This is a genomic window from Enterococcus sp. E5-37 (assembly GCF_035726925.1).
GTDB lineage: Bacteria > Bacillota > Bacilli > Lactobacillales > Enterococcaceae > Enterococcus_B > Enterococcus_B faecium.
Genome location: NZ_JAPMLG010000001.1, coordinates 124,695 through 145,712 on the forward strand (window position 1 = coordinate 124,695; position 21,018 = coordinate 145,712).

15 protein-coding genes and 3 pseudogenes are annotated in these 21,018 nt (G+C 37.9%); 15 read left to right on the plus strand and 3 right to left on the minus strand.

Features of this window, described 5'->3' with window-relative positions; genetic code table 11:
- Positions 1–23 precede the first annotated feature (23 nt).
- The 3 genes and pseudogenes from OS138_RS00590 (at position 24) to OS138_RS00600 (ending at position 2,364) form a co-directional block, all read left to right on the plus strand.
- Entirely contained in the window at positions 24–329 is a 306-nt protein-coding gene (locus OS138_RS00590; RefSeq protein WP_002290887.1) for a DUF1292 domain-containing protein, read from the plus strand.
- A gap of 700 nt (positions 330–1,029) precedes the next feature.
- Positions 1,030–1,866: a sulfite exporter TauE/SafE family protein gene (locus OS138_RS00595; RefSeq protein ID WP_002325086.1), complete on the plus strand. Its 837-nt coding sequence runs from the start codon at positions 1,030–1,032 to the stop codon at positions 1,864–1,866.
- Positions 1,867–1,930: 64 nt separating this feature from the next.
- A pseudogene (locus tag OS138_RS00600) lies at positions 1,931–2,364 on the plus strand (GNAT family N-acetyltransferase).
- A gap of 67 nt (positions 2,365–2,431) precedes the next feature.
- On the opposite strand, the gene OS138_RS00605 reads toward OS138_RS00600, so the two are convergent.
- Together OS138_RS00605 and OS138_RS00610 are read right to left on the minus strand one after the other, a co-directional pair.
- Positions 2,432–3,754 (minus strand): 2-hydroxycarboxylate transporter family protein, encoded by a 1,323-nt coding sequence (locus tag OS138_RS00605; RefSeq protein ID WP_002301062.1) that lies wholly within the window; start codon positions 3,752–3,754, stop codon positions 2,432–2,434.
- A gap of 153 nt (positions 3,755–3,907) precedes the next feature.
- Entirely contained in the window at positions 3,908–5,548 is a 1,641-nt protein-coding gene (locus OS138_RS00610; RefSeq protein WP_002334102.1) for a malolactic enzyme, read from the minus strand.
- Between the two features lie 329 nt (positions 5,549–5,877).
- Between OS138_RS00610 and OS138_RS00615 the strand changes: the two are divergent.
- The 12 genes and pseudogenes from OS138_RS00615 (at position 5,878) to OS138_RS00670 (ending at position 19,536) form a co-directional block, all read left to right on the plus strand.
- A pseudogene (locus tag OS138_RS00615) lies at positions 5,878–6,337 on the plus strand (DUF4809 family protein).
- A gap of 382 nt (positions 6,338–6,719) precedes the next feature.
- The gene (locus tag OS138_RS00620; RefSeq protein WP_002296473.1) at positions 6,720–7,823 is read left to right on the plus strand and encodes an alpha-hydroxy-acid oxidizing protein; all 1,104 of its coding nucleotides are present in this window, start codon (positions 6,720–6,722) and stop codon (positions 7,821–7,823) included.
- A gap of 285 nt (positions 7,824–8,108) precedes the next feature.
- A complete protein-coding gene (locus OS138_RS00625) occupies positions 8,109–8,789 on the plus strand; it encodes a WxL domain-containing protein (protein ID WP_325069580.1) in 681 nt (226 codons plus the stop codon).
- Between the two features lie 89 nt (positions 8,790–8,878).
- Complete coding sequence (locus OS138_RS00630; RefSeq protein ID WP_002339017.1) at positions 8,879–9,913, plus strand: DUF916 and DUF3324 domain-containing protein; 1,035 nt, start codon at positions 8,879–8,881, stop codon at positions 9,911–9,913.
- A gap of 13 nt (positions 9,914–9,926) precedes the next feature.
- Positions 9,927–10,262, plus strand: coding sequence for a hypothetical protein (locus OS138_RS00635; protein WP_325069581.1), 336 nt, complete (start codon positions 9,927–9,929; stop codon positions 10,260–10,262).
- Positions 10,246–12,726 (plus strand): annotated as a pseudogene (locus OS138_RS00640) (hypothetical protein). The gene OS138_RS00635 and the pseudogene OS138_RS00640 overlap by 17 nt, the downstream one beginning before the upstream one ends.
- Positions 12,727–12,781: 55 nt before the next feature.
- Positions 12,782–14,341, plus strand: a complete 1,560-nt coding sequence (locus tag OS138_RS00645) for a helix-turn-helix domain-containing protein (protein WP_325069582.1) — start codon at positions 12,782–12,784, stop codon at positions 14,339–14,341.
- A complete protein-coding gene (locus tag OS138_RS00650) occupies positions 14,338–15,702 on the plus strand; it encodes an NAD(P)/FAD-dependent oxidoreductase (protein ID WP_002323810.1) in 1,365 nt (454 codons plus the stop codon). The genes OS138_RS00645 and OS138_RS00650 overlap by 4 nt, the downstream gene beginning before the upstream one ends.
- A gap of 170 nt (positions 15,703–15,872) precedes the next feature.
- Positions 15,873–16,943, plus strand: coding sequence for an ABC transporter permease (locus OS138_RS00655; protein WP_325069583.1), 1,071 nt, complete (start codon positions 15,873–15,875; stop codon positions 16,941–16,943).
- 14 nt (positions 16,944–16,957) lie between these two features.
- Positions 16,958–17,626, plus strand: coding sequence for an ABC transporter ATP-binding protein (locus OS138_RS00660; protein ID WP_002295078.1), 669 nt, complete (start codon positions 16,958–16,960; stop codon positions 17,624–17,626).
- Between the two features lie 19 nt (positions 17,627–17,645).
- On the plus strand, positions 17,646–18,224 hold the full coding sequence (locus tag OS138_RS00665) for a TetR/AcrR family transcriptional regulator (protein WP_002295080.1): 579 nt from the start codon (positions 17,646–17,648) through the stop codon (positions 18,222–18,224).
- Positions 18,225–18,624: 400 nt separating this feature from the next.
- Positions 18,625–19,536, plus strand: a complete 912-nt coding sequence (locus tag OS138_RS00670; RefSeq protein ID WP_002295084.1) for an N-acetylmuramoyl-L-alanine amidase family protein — start codon at positions 18,625–18,627, stop codon at positions 19,534–19,536.
- 377 nt (positions 19,537–19,913) lie between these two features.
- On the opposite strand, the gene rnhC is transcribed toward OS138_RS00670, so the two are convergent.
- On the minus strand, positions 19,914–20,831 hold the full coding sequence (rnhC, locus tag OS138_RS00675; RefSeq protein ID WP_002296459.1) for a ribonuclease HIII: 918 nt from the start codon (positions 20,829–20,831) through the stop codon (positions 19,914–19,916).
- Positions 20,832–21,018: the final 187 nt, after the last annotated feature.

Consider the following 21,018-nt stretch of genomic DNA (forward strand, 5'->3'; position numbering starts at 1 on the left):
AATAAAAGAAAAGAGGTAATCTTATGACAGAACATAACCATTCCCACGACCATGAAGGACACGAACACATCACATTGGTGGATGACCAAGGAAATGAAACATTATATGAAATCCTACTAACAGTTGACGGACAAGAAGAATTTGGACGTAACTATGTTCTTTTATATCCTGCTGGTGTTTCAGAAGATGAAGATGTAGAATTACAAGCTTATGCATACATCGAAAACGAAGATGGAACAGAAGGCGAGTTAGAACAAATCGAAACAGACGCAGAATGGGACATGATTGAAGAAGTATTCAATACATTCATGGCGGAAGAAGAAGAATAGAACAAAAGAATGAATGAATTAATAAGATATAAAAAAAGGGATTGTGACAAACGTCTTGTCACAATCCCTTTTTCCAAATAAACGATGTTCAATCAGCTGCCCCTCGGCATTCGCTCGAAAAACGGCGAAATATGAAGAACTATTTTGCCATTTGTTTCTCTAATAATCAGGTCAAAACGTTGACTTCACAGTCTCTTCCTTAAACGGTGTTCTCCTGCCAACTCCTCGGTCACAAGTCACAATATTCAACAAACATGAGAAGCTGTTTTTTGAAATTGTTCCTTGTGACTCAAAGCTGAACGGCAGGCTCACGACCTCTTCCTTAAACGGTGTTCTCCTGCCAACTCCTCGGTCACAAGTCACAATATTCAACAAACATGAGAAGCTGTTTTTTGAAATTGTTCCTTGTGACTCGGAGCTGAACGGCAGGCTCACGACCTCTTTCTTAAACGGTGTTCAAAAGCTTGCATCTGCGGTAATAAGTTCAACCAAACGAAAAATAGGAGGAGCTATTTTTGTTTGGCTGTTCTTATTACTTGATGCAGGACAGCTTTTTCACAACCTCTTTTCGTTTAGTACTACATTTCCTTAAAAAGTAGAAAAGCTTTCGAAGCCTCGTTCGTTTCTTTTACTGTATAATATAAGCAAAGAGTAAAAATCGCTAAAAGATATAAATAAGAGAAAGGATATACAAGATGATATGATTGGTCTGATTTATTTTGTGGTGATCGTTCTGGCAAATACAGTTGGCGCTATTTCCGGCATGGGCGGAGGCGTGTTGATCAAACCGATTCTTGATCTTATCGGTGCCCATTCTATTGCAGGTATTTCTTTTTACTCAACGGTTGCGGTATTCACGATGTCTATTGTTTCGACAGTGCGACAAGTATCAAGTGGGAAATCGCTGAATTGGCAGATTGTCGGTTGGGTATCTGGTGGAGCTGTAGTTGGAGGAATAGCCGGTAACATTGTATTCGAAGTTTTTTTACGGTTGTTTGAAAATGAAAAGCATGTGCAGCTGATCCAAATTTTCTTGACGGTATTGACCTTGGTTTTTGCGTTCTTCTACACCAAGCATCATCAGCCAAAATTTCATCTAACGTCATGGATTTGGTATCTTATATGTGGGGGGATCTTGGGCTTTTTAGCTAGCTTTTTAGGTATCGGTGGTGGACCCATCAATGTTTCATTACTGATGCTGATGTTTGCTTTGCCAATAAAAGAAGCAACGCTGTATTCTCTATCTACGATTTTCTTTTCTCAACTGGCTAAATTGGTAACGATTGCTTTAACAAGTGGCTTTATGCGCTTTGATTTATCTATGTTGTTTTATATTATCCCCGCTGCTGTTATTGGAGGTTTGTGGGGAGCAAAATTTAGCAGGATTTTGTCTCCAAAAAAAGTGACCTTTATTTTTCAAGTAATTGTCCTCGTGGTTCTTTTGGTCAATTGTTACAATGCCTTTGTCATCTTACAAACATTAGGAGAATCTAGACTAACGCAAGTCAAAATCACTGAAACATATTGTTCTAAATGAAAAAAAAAGTATACTATGATAAAAAAATTCATTTTAAAAAATCAGAAATTGGCTGGTGATTTGGATGTTACGGGAAATGCGTTTAGAAGATGCAGAAGCACTACGTGAAATCAATGCGGATCAATTAGGGTATGATATACCATTAACCGTTACGGTGAGACAAATGAAGAAACTGCTGAAGGAGCCAGAGAAAAATTTTTTCTTGGTTTATGAAGATCCTACTTCTAAAAAAGCAGCTGGCTATGTACAAGCGGAGTCCTATGAATCGATTTTTAGCGATCCAATGTTCAATATTATGGCACTTGCTGTGTCTAAATATGCTGAAAAAAGAGGCATCGGAAAGGCTTTGATGACTGGCGTAGAAGAAGAAGCGAAAAACGAGGAATAACGGCAATAAGGCTTAATTCTGCAGAATACAGAGTAGAAGCACACCAATTTTATGAACACATCGGTTATCATTCCGATAAAATGCAAAAAAGATTTTTGAAAATCCTGTAAATCTTTATCAAAAAAATACCCGATCATCAAGCGGATACTTGATGATCAGGTATTTTTGTTTTTTTGACTAAGAAAGTAATTGCATCAAGAAACCAGAGATGATCAAAACGATGGCACCACCAAGTCGATTGCCCATTTGAGCAAAAGCAATAAGTTCCATCCGATTAGCTGCAGATAAGACGGCTACATTTCCTGTTCCGCCCATCGAGTTGTTGCATAAGCCAGCAGTAATAGTTGATTCAATTGGATATAAACCAAACAAACGACCGACAAATCCTGAAACAACTGAAATCGCGATAACACTTGTCAGACATAAGACAACAAATTGCCATGTCAAAGCAGAAGCTAATACATTCAGATTCAGCAACGCAATACCGATACCGGCAAGAACAGCTGCTGTCAAGTTTTTGACAATCAAGTTATTGAACATGATAGCTGCATCTTCATAATATTCTGGTAATAGGTTGGCGATTTTACAGATGACAACGATAATAATCATAAATGCGTATGCATGGACTTTAGGAACAAAATAGTTACCAATTTGTCCTAAGATGAAGAAAGTCAATGATACCATCAAACCAACACCTAACTGTGGAATGGAAGGTTTCACAGTTCGAGGTTTTCCATCGCCAAGATCGCCTTTTTCCATTAATTTACCATTGCCGTTGAATTTTGGCATTGATTGTCCAGCACGAGCAACTAATGCTGCACCGATGATAGCTAAGACATTTGTCATTGCTGTAGCAGGAATCAGGCGGGAAATGATAGAAGAAGCATCCGTACCTAAAACATTTGCATAAATCGTTGATAAAGGAACGGCTCCGGCTCCAACACCACCAGCCATCGCAGGTAATGAGATGTATAAAACGGAATTTGCAAAACCATTTCCGATAAGCATGCCCACGAGTCCTACGGCAAAAAAGGAGACGACCATTGAAATAAGTGCAACGGGAATAAAACGAACAGAAGCTTTCATCAATAGATTACGGTTCATACCAAGGATGCTACCAGTAATCAAGGCAGCAATATAAAAGTCCAAAAAGCCCATATTGCTGACAAAGTTTTCTGTGGATTTCACTACATATTCAGGTAAGATCCCAAATGTAGCAATCGCAGCAGAAGCGAAGATCGCAAAAACGGAACCACCACCCAAATAACTTTTGACGATAGGGATTTTTGTCCCGATAAAATGAAATAAATTACCGAAAATAACCAAAACTGCGATTGGTCCAATCATATTCGTCGGTAATTTCCCTAAAGCCATTGCAATGATCAGGACAAGGACCATGATCAAATAAAGTGGCAAACTTACGCCGGTGATTTTTGTGGACCAAAAACCTTCTTTTTTCTTTTCCTCAACTGCAGTTGCAGTTGTTGTTTTTTGTGCCATTTTTACAGATCCTTTCTTATTCTGTATCATATGAAAAAAGCCAAAGAAAAGCGGCAAAAGAGCAGGAGTTGGCTGGCCGCTGTTTTGCCGCAGTCGCTTTTTTCTTTTTAGACGTCATACAAAGTTTCTGTATGTTCTTTTACTATAACGATCTTAATCTTCTAAAGATTTATATTCAGGAACCCATTTAGCAGATTCAACTGCTTCTTTGATATCCGTGATTTCTTCACGATTCAAGTTTTGTGCGACAACTGATTTTGCGACAGTTTCAGCAATCGTTTGAGAAAATTCAGTGATTTTTGCTACTGGAGGCAAGATAGCTGCTCCTGGTTTTGTTACATCAACGATTCCGCCTAATGCTCGACTAGCTTGAGAAATGATTTCAGCATTTACTCGTGTAGCTGTTGAAGCAATCAAACCAAGTCCTAAACCTGGGTACATCAAAGCATTATTTGCTTGACCGATTTGGTAAGTTACACCATTATATTCAACATCAGCAGCAGGGATACCTGTTCCAACTAATGCTTTTCCGTCCGTCCATTCTATTAAATCTTTTGCTTTTGCTTCTGCCAATTTTGTTGGATTAGACAAAGGCATGATGATCGGACGTGGTGTATGAGCAGCCATTTCTTTCACGATTTCTTCAGTGAATGCTCCAGGTTGGGTAGAAGTACCAATCATGATTGTCGGATGAATCGCTTTTACAACTGCTTCTAAGTTTGTCAATTCATCAGCATTAATGAATTCTGAGCGTTTGCGAGCGAATGGGATTTGACCAGGAGTCAATCCTTCTGTATCTTCAAACAATAAACCTTGTTTATCTACTTGATAGAAATGTTGGCGTGCTTCTTCTTCAGGTACACCTTGACGGATCATTTCATCTAAAAGGATGTTTGCGATACCCACACCAGCAGTACCAGCACCAAATGTCAAAATTATTTGGTCTTTCAATTGTTCACCGGATATATTCAATCCGCCTAATACACCTGCTAGGACAACAATTCCTGTACCTTGGATATCGTCGTTGAAAGTAGTGATTTGATCTTCGTATTTTTCTAAGATCGCTGCAGCATTTCCTCGTCCAAAATCTTCCCAATGCAATAACAATTCTGGGAATAATTCGGTAGCTGATTGAACGAATTGATCGATGAATTCATAGTAAGTTTCGCCTTCTACACGAGCATGACGATTGCCTAAGTATAAGGGATTATTCAATAATTCTTCATTATTAGTACCAGCGTCGATCGATACAGGCAAAACTTGTGCTGGATTAATACCAGCAGCAGCAGTATAGACCATCAATTTGCCGATAGCGATGTCAACACCGTTCACACCCCAGTCGCCCATACCTAAGATTCCTTCTGCATCAGTCACAACAATCAAACGAATGTCTCGTCCATCTGCCGCGTTCTTCAAACTTGCTTTGATGTTTTCTGGTTCGTTGATTGAAAGAAATGCAGCATCTTGCGGTTTCAAGAAAATTTCGTTGTATTGTTCGATTGAATCCGCGACGACAGGATCATAAACGACAGGCATGAATTCAACTAAATGTTCGCCCATCAATTTATAAAACAATGTCCGATTCGTATTGAATAGATTCATTAAGAAGATACGTTTTTCCAAATCTGTTTGTTTGCTTAAGTATTGACCATAAGCTTGAACAGATTGTTGTTCCAGTGTCTGGACAGTACTTGGAAGCATACCAGTGATTCCATATTTTGCCCGTTCTTCTTTTGTAAAAGCTGTTCCTTTATTTAGAAAAGGATTATTTAATAAGTTTAACCCTGTAAGCATGAATGATTCCTCCTAAGTTTTAATACAAACGAAGTATAGAAGTCAGATGATGATATAGTCAAAAAGAGCAGGTATGATAAATTTTATTTATATGTAATATAGCCAAAAGAAATCAAAATAGCAGTATTTGTTCTTTTTATATCGACAATCCTTGCTTGAATACTATGCGTATCTCTTATATGCTAGAGAAAGAAAAGTAGAAGAATAAGGGATAGATGGAATGGATAAATAGGATTTCTGAGGAAAAAAGCACATGATAGCGTTGATAGGAGTCACCTATGTCAGGTGATAAAAATACATAAGTAGAAAATTAAGAGGAGGAAGAGAAAATGAAAGAAGTTCAATTGATTAGAAAAAGCGAACTATCAGAAGGCGGTTGCAATGCATGTGGCGTAGTAGAAGCGACAAGCTATACATTCCAATCAAGCAATAATCTCTGAACTGACAGTAGGCGGTCTTGTGGACAGTCTGGCGCTTGCTGAAGGTTTTACTGGAGAAGATATTTATGAGATGTTTTCAGAAGTCCGTCAGTTAAAAAAAGGAGAAAAATGCATAGAGGTTCATCATGAGAGCCCGAATGTGAGGTTCAAACGTGGTGATAATGAGATGATCTTCAAGAATCATGTGTCTGATCACACTGAACTATATGAAATCGTGAATCAAATACTGTCTGGGCTTTTTGAATTAGGACCTTATGAGTTCAAGGAAGAAAACGGTAATCCAAAATTAAATGAAGAATGGCAAGAAACGATTGAAACACAAAGAAACAATCCACACTTATTTCAATAGTCTTCCACAGTATTTCGTAAAAATGTTGATGAAAAAGAAACACCGTGAATCAGAGGTCGTGAAAAAGCTGCCCTGCATCAAGTAATAAGAACAGCCAAACAAAAATAGCTCCTCCTATTTTTCGTTTGGTTGGGCTTAATACCGAGAAAATGGCTTTTGAACACCGTTTATTCAAAAAAAGGGACTTTGACACGAATTTTGTCAGAGTCCCATCGGTTTTTTATCTATTTTTATTACAATCATTTCTTCCAGAGTAGTGACATCTGGAATGGCTGAAATGTAAACAGATTATTTGCCTGTATCAATGTCGAAGAGTAATATAAAAAGTGTAAACGCTATCATATTGTTCGTCATTCAATTTTTATAGAAAGAAGGCATTTAGATGGAAAAAACATATCAAGCAGGTACAAATGAAGGAATAGTAGATTTTATCAATATGGAAGATTTAGAAATCGCGGCTTCACAAGTGATTCCAGCTGGTGGTTATGGTTACATCAGCAGTGGTGCTGGCGACTTATTTACTTATCAAGAAAATGAACGGGCATTCAATCATCGTTTGATTATTCCTCATGTATTAAGAGATGTAGAATTACCCGATACAACTACACATTTTGACGAAGAAATGCTGACTGCACCAATCATCATGGCACCAGTTGCTGCTCATGGATTAGCTCATGTGAAGGCGGAGAAAGCTTCTGCAAAAGGTGTAGCAGATTTTGGGACGATCTATACAGCAAGTTCTTACGCTTCTTGTACTTTAGAAGAGATAAGAGAAGCAGGCGGGGAGAAAGCACCGCAATGGTTTCAATTTTATATGAGCAAAGATAATGGAATCAATTTGGATATTCTTGAAGTGGCCAAGCGTAATGGAGCAAAAGCAATCGTATTGACAGCGGATGCAACAGTTGGCGGAAACCGTGAAACAGACCGCAGAAATGGGTTTACCTTCCCGCTGCCAATGCCGATCGTTCAGGCTTATCAATCAGGAGTAGGCCAAACGATGGATGCTGTATATAAATCTTCCAAACAAAAACTTAGTCCAAAAGATGTAGAATTTATCGCTGCTCATTCTGATTTGCCAGTCTACGTGAAAGGTGTTCAATCAGAAGAAGATGTCTATCGATCATTAGAATCTGGTGCTGGTGGAATTTGGGTATCTAACCATGGTGGCCGTCAATTAGATGGGGGGCCTGCTGCGTTTGATTCGTTGCAATATGTGGCAGAAGCAGTAGATAAACGTGTACCAATCGTGTTTGACAGCGGTGTACGACGTGGACAACATGTTTTCAAAGCAATCGCATCAGGTGCCGATCTTGTTGCTATTGGCAGACCCGTTATTTATGGATTGTCTTTAGGAGGAAGTACAGGAGTCCATCAAGTGTTTGATTTCTTTAAAACAGAATTGGAAATGGTCATGCAATTAGCTGGAACACAAACAGTAGAAGATATCAAAAAAATAAAATTGCGTGAGAATCGTTTTATTTAAGAAATAAATGACGAAAAAAAATAGGAGTGCGGCAGATGATGCCGTACTCCTATTTTTATAGTTCAAGGATGTCACTAATAGAATAATTTGAAACGAAAAAATAAAATTGAAATATTTTTTCATACTTAATAAAAAAGGAAGAATATTCATGTAAACGATTTTATTGTTTTTTTTCTCTTTTATACAAAAAGGGTCATAATTTCAAGTAAGCGGATGAATTCATGAGGATTTTTTGCATACTGTCTCTACTATACTTAGGTCACTAAGAAAAAGGAGTGATTTATTATGAAAAAGAACATGATTGGGACATTATTACTTTCAACACTTCTTCTAGGTGGCTTGGCAACACCAGCTTTTGCTGAGGGTCAAGCGACTTCAAAAGGAGATATTACCTTTACTGAACCAACAAATACCGTTGAGCCTCTTAACCCTACTGATCCTTCAAAACCAGTAGAGCCAGCAGATCCGGAAAATCCAGCAACTGGCCAGACAGGTCCTTTAACACTGGATGTAGTTACCGAATTGCCATTTGGTACACACGAGATTGAAAGCGGAACAAAAACGTATCAAGTAGACGCTTCAAAAAACGATACACCTTATCTCCAAGTATCAGATCGTCGAGGTGTAGGTGCAGATGGCCAAGCACAAGGGTGGAACGTGACAGTTTCGGTTTCAGATTTTGTAAACGGTTCACAAGTTTTGCAAGGCGCTGAATTAGATTTTGGAACATCCATTGTTAAAAGTACGTCAGATAACGAATCCACTGGACCAACTAGTCAAACTGTAACTGGGTTGAGTAAAGCAAGTGCAGCGACACCAATATTTACAGCAGCAAAAGACCAAGGTCTGGGAACATGGCTTTCTGTTTATGATCCAGCAAATATCACACTGAAAGTGCCGAAAGCAGCAGCTGGAACATTCACGGCTGATTTGACTTGGAACCTCGTGGCTGGCCCAGTAGCATAGAGTATGAAATAAATTCAACAAACTGCGGTGAAAATACTATAGGTGAAGGATTTTTTACCGCAGTTGTTGTTGAAAGGATGTGGTGGACAATGAATCAAAGTAAACGACTGTTTGTTTCGTTTTTTTCTATTTTAAGTCTATTTTTCATTTTTCCGTCAATCAGCCAAGCAAAGGATTCAGCAGGAGACTTTGGAATCAAACCGGTATTTCCAGAGAACCAAATAGATAAAGCAATCGGTTATTTTGATTTATTAGTGGCACCGGAACAAAATCAGACACTAGAAGTAATTATCAGCAATTCTTCAGATGAAGAACGAACATTTGAGGTCTCTGTCAATCCGGCGGTAACGAGTGATGGTGGAACGATCGATTATAGTCAAAAAAAACCAACGTTAGATGAGACATTGCCGTTTGATGTCCGTGACGTTTTGCTCATTGCGAAAAAGGAAATCAATGTATCAGCACATGCAGAAACAACTGTACCTATAGAAGTGAAAATCCCAGCAAAAAGCTTTAAGGGACGTGTATTAGCGGGTATTCATGTTTCACCTAAAGAAGAAGCTGAAACAGAAAATGCTACAGAAGGAGCACAAATCAAAAATCGTATTGCTTATAATCTCGCAGTCGTTTTACAAGAAAGTCAAGAGACGATAGAACCGGATCTGAAACTTTTATCAGGAGATTTGGACGAGGTCAACGCAAAGCCAACTGTTCAGCTTCGTTTCCAAAATCCTCAGCCTAGGATTATCAGCAATTTGATATTTACGAGCAAGATCTTTTATGAAAATCAGCTTTATATTGAAAATACGTCTAATGCATTTTTAGTTGCACCAAATTCGAATTTTCACTTGAATCTTGATTTAGCTGGTGATAAAGCAAAAGCCGGCGATTACCGCGCAGAAATCATAGCAAAATCAGGCGACAGTAATGAATGGCGATTTACACAAAACTTTACGATCAAAAAAGAAAAAGCACAAAAAGTAAATGAAAATTCCGTTTTTGCAGTACAAGAACAATCTTTCCCATGGCTTTATGCAGGATTGGTTGCTGCAGTTCTAGTGTTATGGTTGATTTTGCTGTTTTTGTGGGTCCACAAGAAAAAGAAAAAAGGAGAAACAACATGATGAGGTGATTTCGTTGAAAACATCGATCTTATTGGGAGGGATTATTGCAAGTTTGCTGTTCTTCAGCTGGCAAGAGCCAGTCCAAGCAGATACCAAAAGTTCAGGTATGATTACATTTTATGATCTAAGTCCAGTTCCGCATCCAATTGGTTCAGTCAATGGCGCATCAAAACAGCAGACACAGCTACCGATTTATAAAGAATCTAATCAACATGGCGTATTCCCGGAGACGAATGAACAAAAGATCCGTTTTCTTTATTTGATCATTGGTATAGAATTATGGCTTCTTGCGTGGTTGTTGTTATGGAGAAGAAAGGAAAAGGAGGATGAACATGTTGCTACAAAATAAATTTTCATTTTTTTGCTCCTTCTTTTTTACTTCGTTTTTTGTTTTAAGTATATTTACCTTTTCACCTTCGGCAGAAGCTGTTGGAGCAACGCCTCCTGCCATTTCTTATGATCCATACACGTATGAAAATATCGTACCTCCAAATGGTGGACGTAGTGCAGTCAATGGCGGGAAGCTTGTCCAACTAACTGGGGCTAACCAATTGCCTAAATTGACTGCTACTTATTTGAACGATGGTTCAAATGATCCTTGGAAAGGTGGCACGGTCCGTTTTCATTGGGAAAGCCATGTGAAACTAACAAATGTACTTGATTTGGTGAATATCACTGCACAAGGATTTGCATTTGTGGCGATCATCAATTTGCCGGAACATGTATCAAGCAGTGATGTATTAAAAGCAATTGACTGGAACAACGCCTACTTGTATATTGCCGGTGCCCCCATCAAGGTTACTAGCGGAAGTTTATTATCAGCAGGAAGCCATACCTTGCGTTTTGGGATGGGGTCGTGGGATACAAATACTCTATTGGCAGATATTATTGCTATTATTACGCGAGGCGAATTCAACGTGGATGATATCCCGCTTCAATTTGATGTTACAGCTAATGTCGCGAAGATGACAGAAAACGGAGATAAATATGATACGAGTCCAAACAAAATTTTGACCAAGGGTAAATTACAACCTTCTATGTCTAAAAAGGCCGTTTTTTCTGTTGATTTTTATGATTCGAATAATATTATCCAAGATCGTATGTTCAATTCGATTTTAGCTCCAGCTGCAGGTAGATTTTATCCTAAATTAACTGGCGGAAACTTGAATCCAGGAGCATATGCATTTTCTGCAAGTGCAGAGATAAATACGTGGAATAGTTACATCTCACCAAGTGATTCAACAGGAAAATATAATACATTTGCTGATACCACAGAATACGTGGATGGAAATAACCAGAACCTTCCAGGCTCTACCAATAGTCGGACATTGACGATGGGGCTGACTGAAGGACGTTTTGATCAGTTGCCATTTAGTCGCTTTGATCGCGTAGTCAACTATTTTACAGGAAAAAACGTTACACAAGGAGCAATACTGACTCATACTCCAGCAAGCACAAGTGGATTGAATCAGACAGCCAATATCGTGTACAGTGGGAAAGATGCGCAAGGCGGATTGCTTTCTCCTGTTGCTTTAAAGGTATTGGAGCAGTACAAGCTAGACGGAACGGTTTTACCAACAAACTTAACAGCCGATAGTTAGTGGGGAAAGCTCCTTTCTTCTGCATCGTACCAAGTCACGGCCAATTGGTCAGCAACTGAACTAAAAAAGGGTTCGATCCATTACAGGCTTTATTCGAAAGGAACCCAAAAATTAGCGACAGGATGGACAGATCAACTTTTCCAAACGATCCAATCAAATAACGGGGGTGTAAATACAGCTACTTCTACACTACCTGCATTGGCTTCAGGGCAATATTATTTTGATTATCGCTTGGTGGACGATGTACTTACTAACATGTATCCGTCTTTTGCGTACAAATGGCAGTCTGAACAAGCTGGAATCACCACTCTTCCTCAAATAACAGTGGCTAATTTTCCATCTGTGAGTGCAGATAGTCAGCTAAAAAACCTTAGCAGACAACCTGAGACAGGAGATCCCCTGTCTGCTCTATCAGGAGATACGATTCAAGAAAATGTGACATTCACGTTAACAAAATCTGGGGATGCGATAACCGACAAAAAAATCACGATCTCACTTCCTGAAAATACTACTTATATCAATGGTTCCTTAAAATTAAATGGTACAACTATCGCAGATACCGGCATTCAACAAGGAGTTTCTGTCCCAGCAGATCTATTGAGCAAAATAGGAGATACCATTCATCTTACTTACAACTATCAATTAAATACTGTAGATACTTCTGTACAATCCGTCAGCATACTGACAAAGGCAGCTGTACTTTCCAGCAATATTACATTAGCAGATGGTGCTAAGCTTCCTAACCCAGTTGTCCAAACATCTGCTAAAACAATTCTTGTCCCCAAACAAGAATTAACATTAGTTAATGTACCAGATGATTTTACATTTGGTAACGATCTCCCCAAACCGTTGAAGACAAGTTATTATGAAGCAAAAGGCGATTTTTCTTTTGATGTGCGGGATACTCGGCTTCCAAGCACGTCTCCTTGGCAACTGACAGGTACATTGACTTCTTTATTTAAGAATGATCAAGGTCAAGAATTAAGCGGAACAAAATTATACTTCAATCATTCTGGATCAAAGCAATTGATTCAGCAAGGTCAAAACACGTTGATTTATGAGAGTGATGGAACAGCTAAAGGAGAGGTTCTCGTTGACTTTCCCGATACCGATGGTTTACTCTTAGAGGTAAATAGCAGTACGAATGCTCAACCTGGCGCAACGTATCAAGGCATGGTCACATGGGAACTGACAGCTGGGCCAACCAGCTAAGTGATTAGAATTTGTATGGATCTGTGATAACTGTCACAGATCCTCTTTTTCAAGGATGAGAAGGAAACTTCTGCTGTTAAAATCAGAAATGCTTGGAGGAGTGGACTTGGAACTTTTCAGTTTGCTTGAAAAAAATGAACAACGGCAAATCAAACTTTTCCAACTTTTATTAGAGGAAAAAGGAGAGGTTTCCGTTAATAACGTACTTACCCGCTTATCAGTTGATCGGGCTACCTTGAAAGAAGATCTGTTTTATTTACAAGCTAACTTGGAAAATATCAAACAATTGGAAATTGTTATCCAAGAAGGGAATATTTTATTAATCAGACATGGAAATATAGCAGCAGTCGATGTTTATTATCATTGTTACTTGCGCTATTCTACAAAATATCAGATACTTCTTTATCTGTTGGAAAATGGCTTATTTGATCGGCAGAAACTTGTCATGGAACTTAATATCAGTTCGGCTACTTTGTCTCGCAGAGTGAAGGAATTAAATGATTCTTTAAATGAGTTTCATCTGAAAATAAAAAGCGGGCGGCTGACCGGTCCAGAAAGTCAAATTCGTTATTTTTATTTCCAATTATTTTGGTTTGGACGTCCCTATCTTGAAAACAAAAAAGAATACAGTGATTTATCAGGAAACACTTTTTTAGATCTGCTGCAAAAAGAGTTTAGTTTTGCTATTACAGAAGAAGGACGATTGAAATTTGAAATATGGCTTTCCATTATGAAGAAGCGAATGCGCTGTACGAAAAAATCCAAACCAGATTATAGCAATCTTCCTGTTGGATTGTTTCAAACGACACAATTTTTATTGGACCTCCATACATTTTTGACCCGTTACTTCTTTCAATATGCCTTTCCTTGGAATCAAAATGAAACGTTGGTTTTTTATCTTTTCATGATCAGTAACTTTACATTAGATACACATAACTCGCATGTCCAGGAGTTTTTGATAAGCGAAAAATACAAAGACGACGTAGTAGCTCAATTGAATCGAACGTTTAAACAATCGATAGAAGAATATTTCTCTTTTTATGTTTTTCCAGAAGAGATTTCGCAAAAGATTGCGTTGACAGTGATGCAAAATCACGCTCATTTTGCCTATTTTAGAGGATGGATGAATATTTTTGGCCAAGAAGGATTAAAACAGCGGTTAACTGAAGTAGAAGATAAACAATTCCTGGTTTTATGTGAAAGATTGGTCAGACAAACATTTGCTATTGTTGATTTTACTGAAGTAGACGAGGAAAATGCCCGCTTTGAATTATTTGCTCGCTATGCATCTATTTTACGGACGCTGATCAAGCAGTTAGAATTACGTCTGCAAATTGCTTATGATCTTCCTTATGAAAGGCTAATGGCGGATATCGTGAAAGAAATCATCCAGGAACAATTGCTGAATACGATCAAATATGATTTAGTCGAATACGAGAAAGAAAAGCAGTATGATATCATTTTGACTAGCCAATTGAAAGAGTACCCGTCACAGAAGTCCGCTAAAGTTTTTGTATTCACTAGCAACGAATATAATTATGATTTCCCCTATTTGAACCAATTTTTAAAAGAATGTTATTTAGAAAAATTGAATTTAAGGATGAATAAAACATGAAAATCGTGATCATTGGTGCTTCCCATGCAGGCATCACAGCTGCCCTAAATCTAAGAAAACTTCAACCGAAAGCAGAAGTTTTACTGATCGATGAAGATCATAAAGATGGACTAGGCTATGTTTCAAATGGAATCAACCTTTATTTAAAAGGAAAGATACGTAGTTTAGCTGAAGTTGCCCATAACATGCGGACTCTTCAAGAAAGTGGGGCAAAACTGATCACCGAATGGAGAGTAACTGAACTTGATCCAGACAAACATCAGCTCATCCTCGCATCCAAAGAAGGAAAAAACGAGACCATAACCTATGATAAATTAATCGTAGCGACAGGTTCCTCTCCTGTCACCTTGTATAAACAAATTGAAGCTGAAAATGTCTACACCTATAAAAATCTAGTGCAATCTAAGCAAGTACTTGCCGCTTTAAAAGAAGCAAAAGAAGTAGTGATCTTCGGTGCTGGTTACATTGGATTGGAATTAGCAGATGCTTTGAGAAATAAAGGATACATTATTCATCTAGTTGATTATATGCCGAATGTTTTATCAAGATATTTCGATAAGGATATGATCAACAGTTTTCAAAATCAGCTGCAAACTAAGCAAATAAATTTTTATCCAAATGAATTCTTGATCGATTGGAAAAAATCAGAAGAGAAAGTAGTATCCGTACAACTTCTGTCTCAAACAATAAAGGCAGATATGGTCATTTTTTCTGCCCAAACTCGTCCTAATACGACATTGTTAAAAGAAAAAGTGGCTTTGTATGAGGATGAGACTGTGATAGTCAATGAATATCTGCAGACAAGTGATCCGGACATCTATGCGATTGGAGATATCGTCCCAGTCAGTTTTGACAAAAATAAACGGCATCTCTTTTTACCTTTAGTTACTCGAGCTGTACATATGGCAAGAGCAGTAGCGCTAACTTTGAGTGGTCAGCCAACCGCTTACGACCTCAGACAAAAGATAACAGCAGCAGTCATTATAGACTACTTTTTAGGAACTGTAGGGCTGACAGAAGATGAAGCGCCATTCTTGGAACAAAATACCGGTTCGTGTTCAGGAGAATTTGATCTATTTCCACAATACGACGAAGAAAACAAAACAGTAAATGCAAAGCTGATCTACCATCCGGATACATTAGAAATAATTGGCGGACAGCTGATAAGCCAAGAATTCTTATTATCAGATTTGAACCTGCTTGCGGATATCGTGAAACACAAAACTACGATTCCACAGCTAGCAGTTGAGGATTTTGGATTTCTGTCTGAATACACCTCTCGTTTTCACTACCTCAATGAGTTAGCTTTTAAAGTACTAGCTAAGAGAGCAAATAGCAATAGAGTAGATAAAAGACTGTGAGAAATATCACGGTCTTTTATTGTGTGGGGATATAATAAATATTAATCAATCGAGAATAAAAAATTCATATAATGAAATAGCGGAAGAATTTTTTGAGCATAATATTCGCCAAAAATTTATCAAGTGATAAAATTGTTGTATAAAATGATTATTTCAGGAGGAGGAGTTAAATGTTTTTAGCATTAAATGAAATTATGCATTCAAAGTTACGTTATGCGTTAGTTGCAGGGGTGATGTTTTTGATCGCCTACCTGGTATTTTTTTTGACTGGGTTAGCTTATGGCTTAGCTCAAGATAATCGAACAGCAGTCGACAAGTGGGAGGCAGATTCGATTGTGCTTTCGAAAGATGCAAATTCAAATCTAGGGATGTCCATGATTACTAAGAAGATAGTAGAAGAAGTCGAAGGTGGGAAAGTGGCGTATCTTGCCCAAACACCTGGAGTCGTGACTAGTAAAGACAGTACAGAAGAAGGAAAAATCAATGTTAGCTTCTTCGGTATCGATAAAAATCAATTCATCATGCCCAATCTTGTTGAAGGAAAAGCTTTTGATAACGATGATGAGGCAGTAGGCGATATTAGTTTGAAAGAAGAATATAGTCTAGCCATAGGAGATACAGTTAAGTTATCTGGTAGTGACAAGACGTTTAAACTAACTGGCTTTACGGATCATGCCAAATTCAATGTCTCACCAGTTCTCTATACAACCATCAATGCTTACCAAGAAATCCGCTTCGAAAAAGAAGATACAAGTGAAAATGCACGGATTAACGCAATAGTTGTCAGAGGTAAAATCAGTAATTTACCTGAAGATTTAGAACAGATCAAAATTTCTAAATTCATCAATGAATTACCTGGATATAATGCGCAAGTATTGACTTTTGGATTTATGATCGGATTTTTGATCGTTATTGCGGCTATTGTGATCGGGATTTTCATTTATGTACTGACGATGCAAAAGATTAATATCTTTGGTGTAATGAAAGCACAAGGGATCACAGGAGGATTTATTGCGCGTTCTGTAGTGGCACAAACATTCATTTTATCATTTGTTGGTATTCTTCTTGGTCTATTAGGAACAGTGGGAACATCCCTTGTTCTACCTGATGCGGTTCCATTCCAAAGCAATTGGCTGTTTTTTGGCGTCATTAGCTTGTTGATGTTAGTAGTAGCTGTGTTAGGCGCACTATTTTCTGTTCGGACAATCGTAAAAATCGATCCGTTGAAGGCAATTGGATAAGAAGGAGGAAGAACATGAAAGCAATAGAATTTAAAGAAGTAGAAAAAAGTTTCCAAGATGGCGACCAAGTAGTTAAAGCATTGAAAGAAACAACCATGAGTATCGATAAAGGGGAATTTGTTGCAATCATCGGTCCTTCTGGTTCAGGTAAAAGTACTTTTTTGACTTTGGCAGGCGGATTGCAGACGCCTAGCAGTGGCTCTGTATTTATCAATGATCAAGAATTCAGTAATCAAAAAGAAAGCGAACGCGTTAAACTACGTTTTAAAGAAATTGGCTTTATTTTGCAAGCTTCCAATCTGGTTCCTTTTCTGACAGTAAAAAAGCAGTTATTATTAGTAGATAAGATTAAACATGAACATCGTCAAAAAGAAGCAAACGAATTATTTGAGCAGCTTGGCGTGGATAAGTTGATCAACAAGTATCCAGAAGAACTATCTGGTGGAGAACGGCAAAGGGTCGCAATCGCTCGTGCATTGTACAATGATCCGTCCATTATTCTAGCAGATGAACCAACTGCTAGTTTGGATTCAGAAAAGGCACGAGAAGTAGTCGATATCTTGGCAAAAGAATCAAAAGACAAAAATAAAGCAACGATCATGGTTACTCACGATACACGGCTGATTGACAAATGCGATAGAATATTTATGATGGAAGATGGTGTATTGAAAGAAAAAGAATAACCAAAAAGCAGGTGGAAAAATGGTCCATCGATACAACAAAGATACACAGCAAAAAATTTTGAAAGAAGCGACTGACTTGTTTATGTCCAAGGGATATCTCGGCACTTCAACAAGAGAAATCGCACAAAAAGTTGGGATCACCCAGCCCAATCTCTATCATTATTTCGGTGATAAAGAAAAACTATATACGGCAGTTTTAGAAAACCACTTAAAAGATGTTGGAAAAGCTTTGAGAGAAATCGTTCAAACAAGCGAAACGGGATTTCAAGTAACCTTGACAAAAATGGCGCAGTTTTTGATTGAGACACATCTGGTCGATTTGTTTCTGATGCTTCACGATCTTGAAAGCAATCTTTCAAAGGAAACAAGAGATCATCTTTTCTTTCTATGGAAGAAAAATTATCGTGAACCTTTTGAAGAAATCTTTTCAGCAAACCAATCTGTGCTAAGAAATGGGATTTCAAAAGAAATCGCAGCAAGGCATTTTTTCTTAGTGTTAGCACCTTACATCACTCGGTCGAAAAGACCTGTGGAAGAACCGCTAAATGTGGCGCAATTGATCGATTTATATTTGAATGGTGTATTAGGAGAAGCGTAAAGCTGTTATATAGGGAGAAAATAGTTAGGTGAAGAAGCAAGATATGACGAAGATCGTTATATCTTGCTTCTTTATATAGGTAGTTTTTCATAAATACAAATTTGTTATTCTCTCATGATTATCAGGGTATATTTTTATTTATTATGTCGGTGTTCCAGGAAGTGTTTTAATTTAATAACGTAGAAATTAATTGTTTGTAGAATGAAGGAAACTATTTATTGGGTAGATGAATCACCACGAATAGTCAAAAGGAGATTTCAGGATATGCCAAAAATGAAAAAAATCATTTTAGCAGTAATGTTATTTTCTACGGTTATATCTTTTACAGCCCCTTTTTTGCTTACTTAAGCTGATTTTAAGTTTTGACCCTTAGTCTGGATCTACGAGGTGAGAGTCAAGAATGAAAAAAATAATTGGAGCTTTTGTATTTGCAATCATTATCATTATTATCTGTTTTCAAATAGATGTTTTTGGTCAAAAAAAGATAGTTGGACAAACGGTCAGCAGTACGAACAGTACGGTTACAAAGACAAAGGAATCATTTGATGATACAGAACAAGAGACATTAATCAAAATCGGAAAAAATGACCGTACACTATATACAGATGACTCGCTAACTACCCCACTTGCAACTATAAACGGCGGAGAGCTGGCGGAGTTTCTTTCTGAAACAAAAAATGCTTATCAAATCAAGACAAATGATGGCTATACTGGATATTTAGCCCTCGAAGATGGAACCAAAGTCACAAAGAATATACAAACAAAACCGGAAGAGCTATCTGATGCAGTGATTGTATTAGATCCTGGGCATGGCGGAAATGATACTGGGGCATTAAGCAATGATGAACAAACAGAAGAAAAAGATATAACATTAAGTACAGCCATAAAAGTAAAAAAGGCGCTAGAGGATGCTGGAGCAACGGTTTATTTGACCCATACTACAGATGAATTAGTACAGCTTGGAGATATATGCGACTACAGTGAAGAAAAAAAGGCAGATGTCTTTATCAGTTTACACGCAGACTCTACGGAATATGCGAATGAAGCAACTGGAATCACGACATATTATTACTATGGACAAGAGGAAACATTAGCACAGACAATTGCTGACTCCTTCACTGATCTGCCTCTGGATTCAAGAGGAATCTCCACTGGGAACTATCAAGTTCTTCGAGAAAATCTTCAACCTTCTATTTTAATCGAGATGGGTTATATGAATAATGATAGTGATTTAAAGGAATTAGTAACAGACAGTTATCAGCAGCAGATTGCTGCAAGTTTGACACAAGCATTGACCACTTATTTTCAGTAATAAATAAGCCCAGCCAAACAAAAATAGCTCTTCATATTTTTCGTTTGGCCGGGCTTATTATCGCAGATGCAAGCTTTTGAACACCGTTTAAGGAAGAGGTTGTGAGCCTGCCGTTTAACTCCGCGTCACAAGGAGCAATTTCAAAAAACAGCTTCTCATGTTTGATGACTATTGTGACTTGTGACCGAGGAGTTGGCATGAGAACACCGTTTAAGAAAAAGGTTGTGAAATCAACGTTTTGTTCTGAGTATTAGAGAAACAAACGGAAAAATAGTTCCTCATATTTTGCCGTTTGTTTCTCTAATACCGAGGATCAGATGATTGAACACCGTTTATTCGGAACAAGGGACTGTGACATGACTTTTGTCACAGTTCCATTATTTTTTTAGTAGCTTCAAAGCTTTTTCTGTATTGGCAAAATGAAGTTTGGCATATTTTTCAAGCATAGGCATGCCGCCTTTCTCCAATAGTTTTGCCGCTACTTGGTCAGATTTCGTTCCAGCTCCTGATGGAAGGGTGATTCCAGCTTCAGCTGATGCTTTGTGTAACTCTTCCAAAAAGCTGGCACGACTGATGATAGAAGCAGCAGCAACAGCTAAATGATATTGTTCTCCTTTAGTAACGAAGTACAGTTTTTCTTGTAATTGATTTTTTTCTAAACGCGCATATTTTTTAAAATTTGCTTCTGGCGTAAACTGATCGATCAAAATCGCTTCTGGTTTTTCTGGCTCGATTTTTTTTAGCAGCAAATGGATCGCTTGATTGTGCAAAGCGACTTTCATCCGAACGGCATTGTATTTTGGTTGGATCTCATTGTATTTTTCTGGAGATAAGACAAGCAGTTTATAGGGGATGGTTTTTTTTAAGATGTCAGCAAGCTGGATGATTTGGCTATCTTTTAACTCTTTTGAATCTCTAACACCAAGTTTACGTAATTCTGCAAGCTGATCACGTTTCACATAAGCAGCACATACTGTTAGCGGACCGAAATAGCTGCCATTTCCGACCTCATCACTACCTAAAACGGATAATTGACTGATATTTTTTGGCAAAGAAGAGGCTGTTTTTGCTGGCTTGGCTTGTTTATCCTGTGCCTCCCCCCATTTATCAGCTTCTATTGCTGCATTCGTACCTTGAAACATCACTTTTCCGGATGTATAAGCAGTAATGGTCGTCCCGTCTTTTTTTGCAGCAAAGCTAGTATAAGGAATCTGTTTATTTAACAAATAAGAGCGATAGTATGCTTTCATTTGACTAAGTTGGTCGTTTGTTGCTTTGATAATGACGTTGCTCATAAAATTCTCCTCGTTTTTATACATAAAACTATACCGCAACTCACGACTTTTCGTTTTCTAAGAGATTGCGAGACATAGCATTTTTTTAAAGTTTATCATATAATAGTTAAGTATGTGAAAAATATTTGTGGAGAACGGTGAAAGAACCAACTTCATGGTACACTAAATAAAACTTTCATCAAATAGG

What these genes read in the sequence shown, in the direction of transcription:
- OS138_RS00605 (WP_002301062.1), bottom strand. Translation starts at nt 3,754, where the DNA reads ATGGCACAAAAAACAACAACTGCAACTGCAGTTGAGGAAAAGAAAAAA.
- OS138_RS00590 (WP_002290887.1), top strand. Translation starts at nt 24, where the DNA reads ATGACAGAACATAACCATTCCCACGACCATGAAGGACACGAACACATC.
- OS138_RS00670 (WP_002295084.1), top strand. Translation starts at nt 18,625, where the DNA reads ATGAAAAAAATAATTGGAGCTTTTGTATTTGCAATCATTATCATTATT.
- OS138_RS00625 (WP_325069580.1), top strand. Translation starts at nt 8,109, where the DNA reads ATGAAAAAGAACATGATTGGGACATTATTACTTTCAACACTTCTTCTA.
- OS138_RS00595 (WP_002325086.1), top strand. Translation starts at nt 1,030, where the DNA reads ATGATTGGTCTGATTTATTTTGTGGTGATCGTTCTGGCAAATACAGTT.
- OS138_RS00650 (WP_002323810.1), top strand. Translation starts at nt 14,338, where the DNA reads ATGAAAATCGTGATCATTGGTGCTTCCCATGCAGGCATCACAGCTGCC.
- OS138_RS00620 (WP_002296473.1), top strand. Translation starts at nt 6,720, where the DNA reads ATGGAAAAAACATATCAAGCAGGTACAAATGAAGGAATAGTAGATTTT.
- OS138_RS00645 (WP_325069582.1), top strand. Translation starts at nt 12,782, where the DNA reads ATGAGAAGGAAACTTCTGCTGTTAAAATCAGAAATGCTTGGAGGAGTG.
- OS138_RS00660 (WP_002295078.1), top strand. Translation starts at nt 16,958, where the DNA reads ATGAAAGCAATAGAATTTAAAGAAGTAGAAAAAAGTTTCCAAGATGGC.
- rnhC (WP_002296459.1), bottom strand. Translation starts at nt 20,831, where the DNA reads ATGAGCAACGTCATTATCAAAGCAACAAACGACCAACTTAGTCAAATG.
- OS138_RS00630 (WP_002339017.1), top strand. Translation starts at nt 8,879, where the DNA reads ATGAATCAAAGTAAACGACTGTTTGTTTCGTTTTTTTCTATTTTAAGT.
- OS138_RS00655 (WP_325069583.1), top strand. Translation starts at nt 15,873, where the DNA reads ATGTTTTTAGCATTAAATGAAATTATGCATTCAAAGTTACGTTATGCG.
- OS138_RS00665 (WP_002295080.1), top strand. Translation starts at nt 17,646, where the DNA reads ATGGTCCATCGATACAACAAAGATACACAGCAAAAAATTTTGAAAGAA.
- OS138_RS00610 (WP_002334102.1), bottom strand. Translation starts at nt 5,548, where the DNA reads ATGCTTACAGGGTTAAACTTATTAAATAATCCTTTTCTAAATAAAGGA.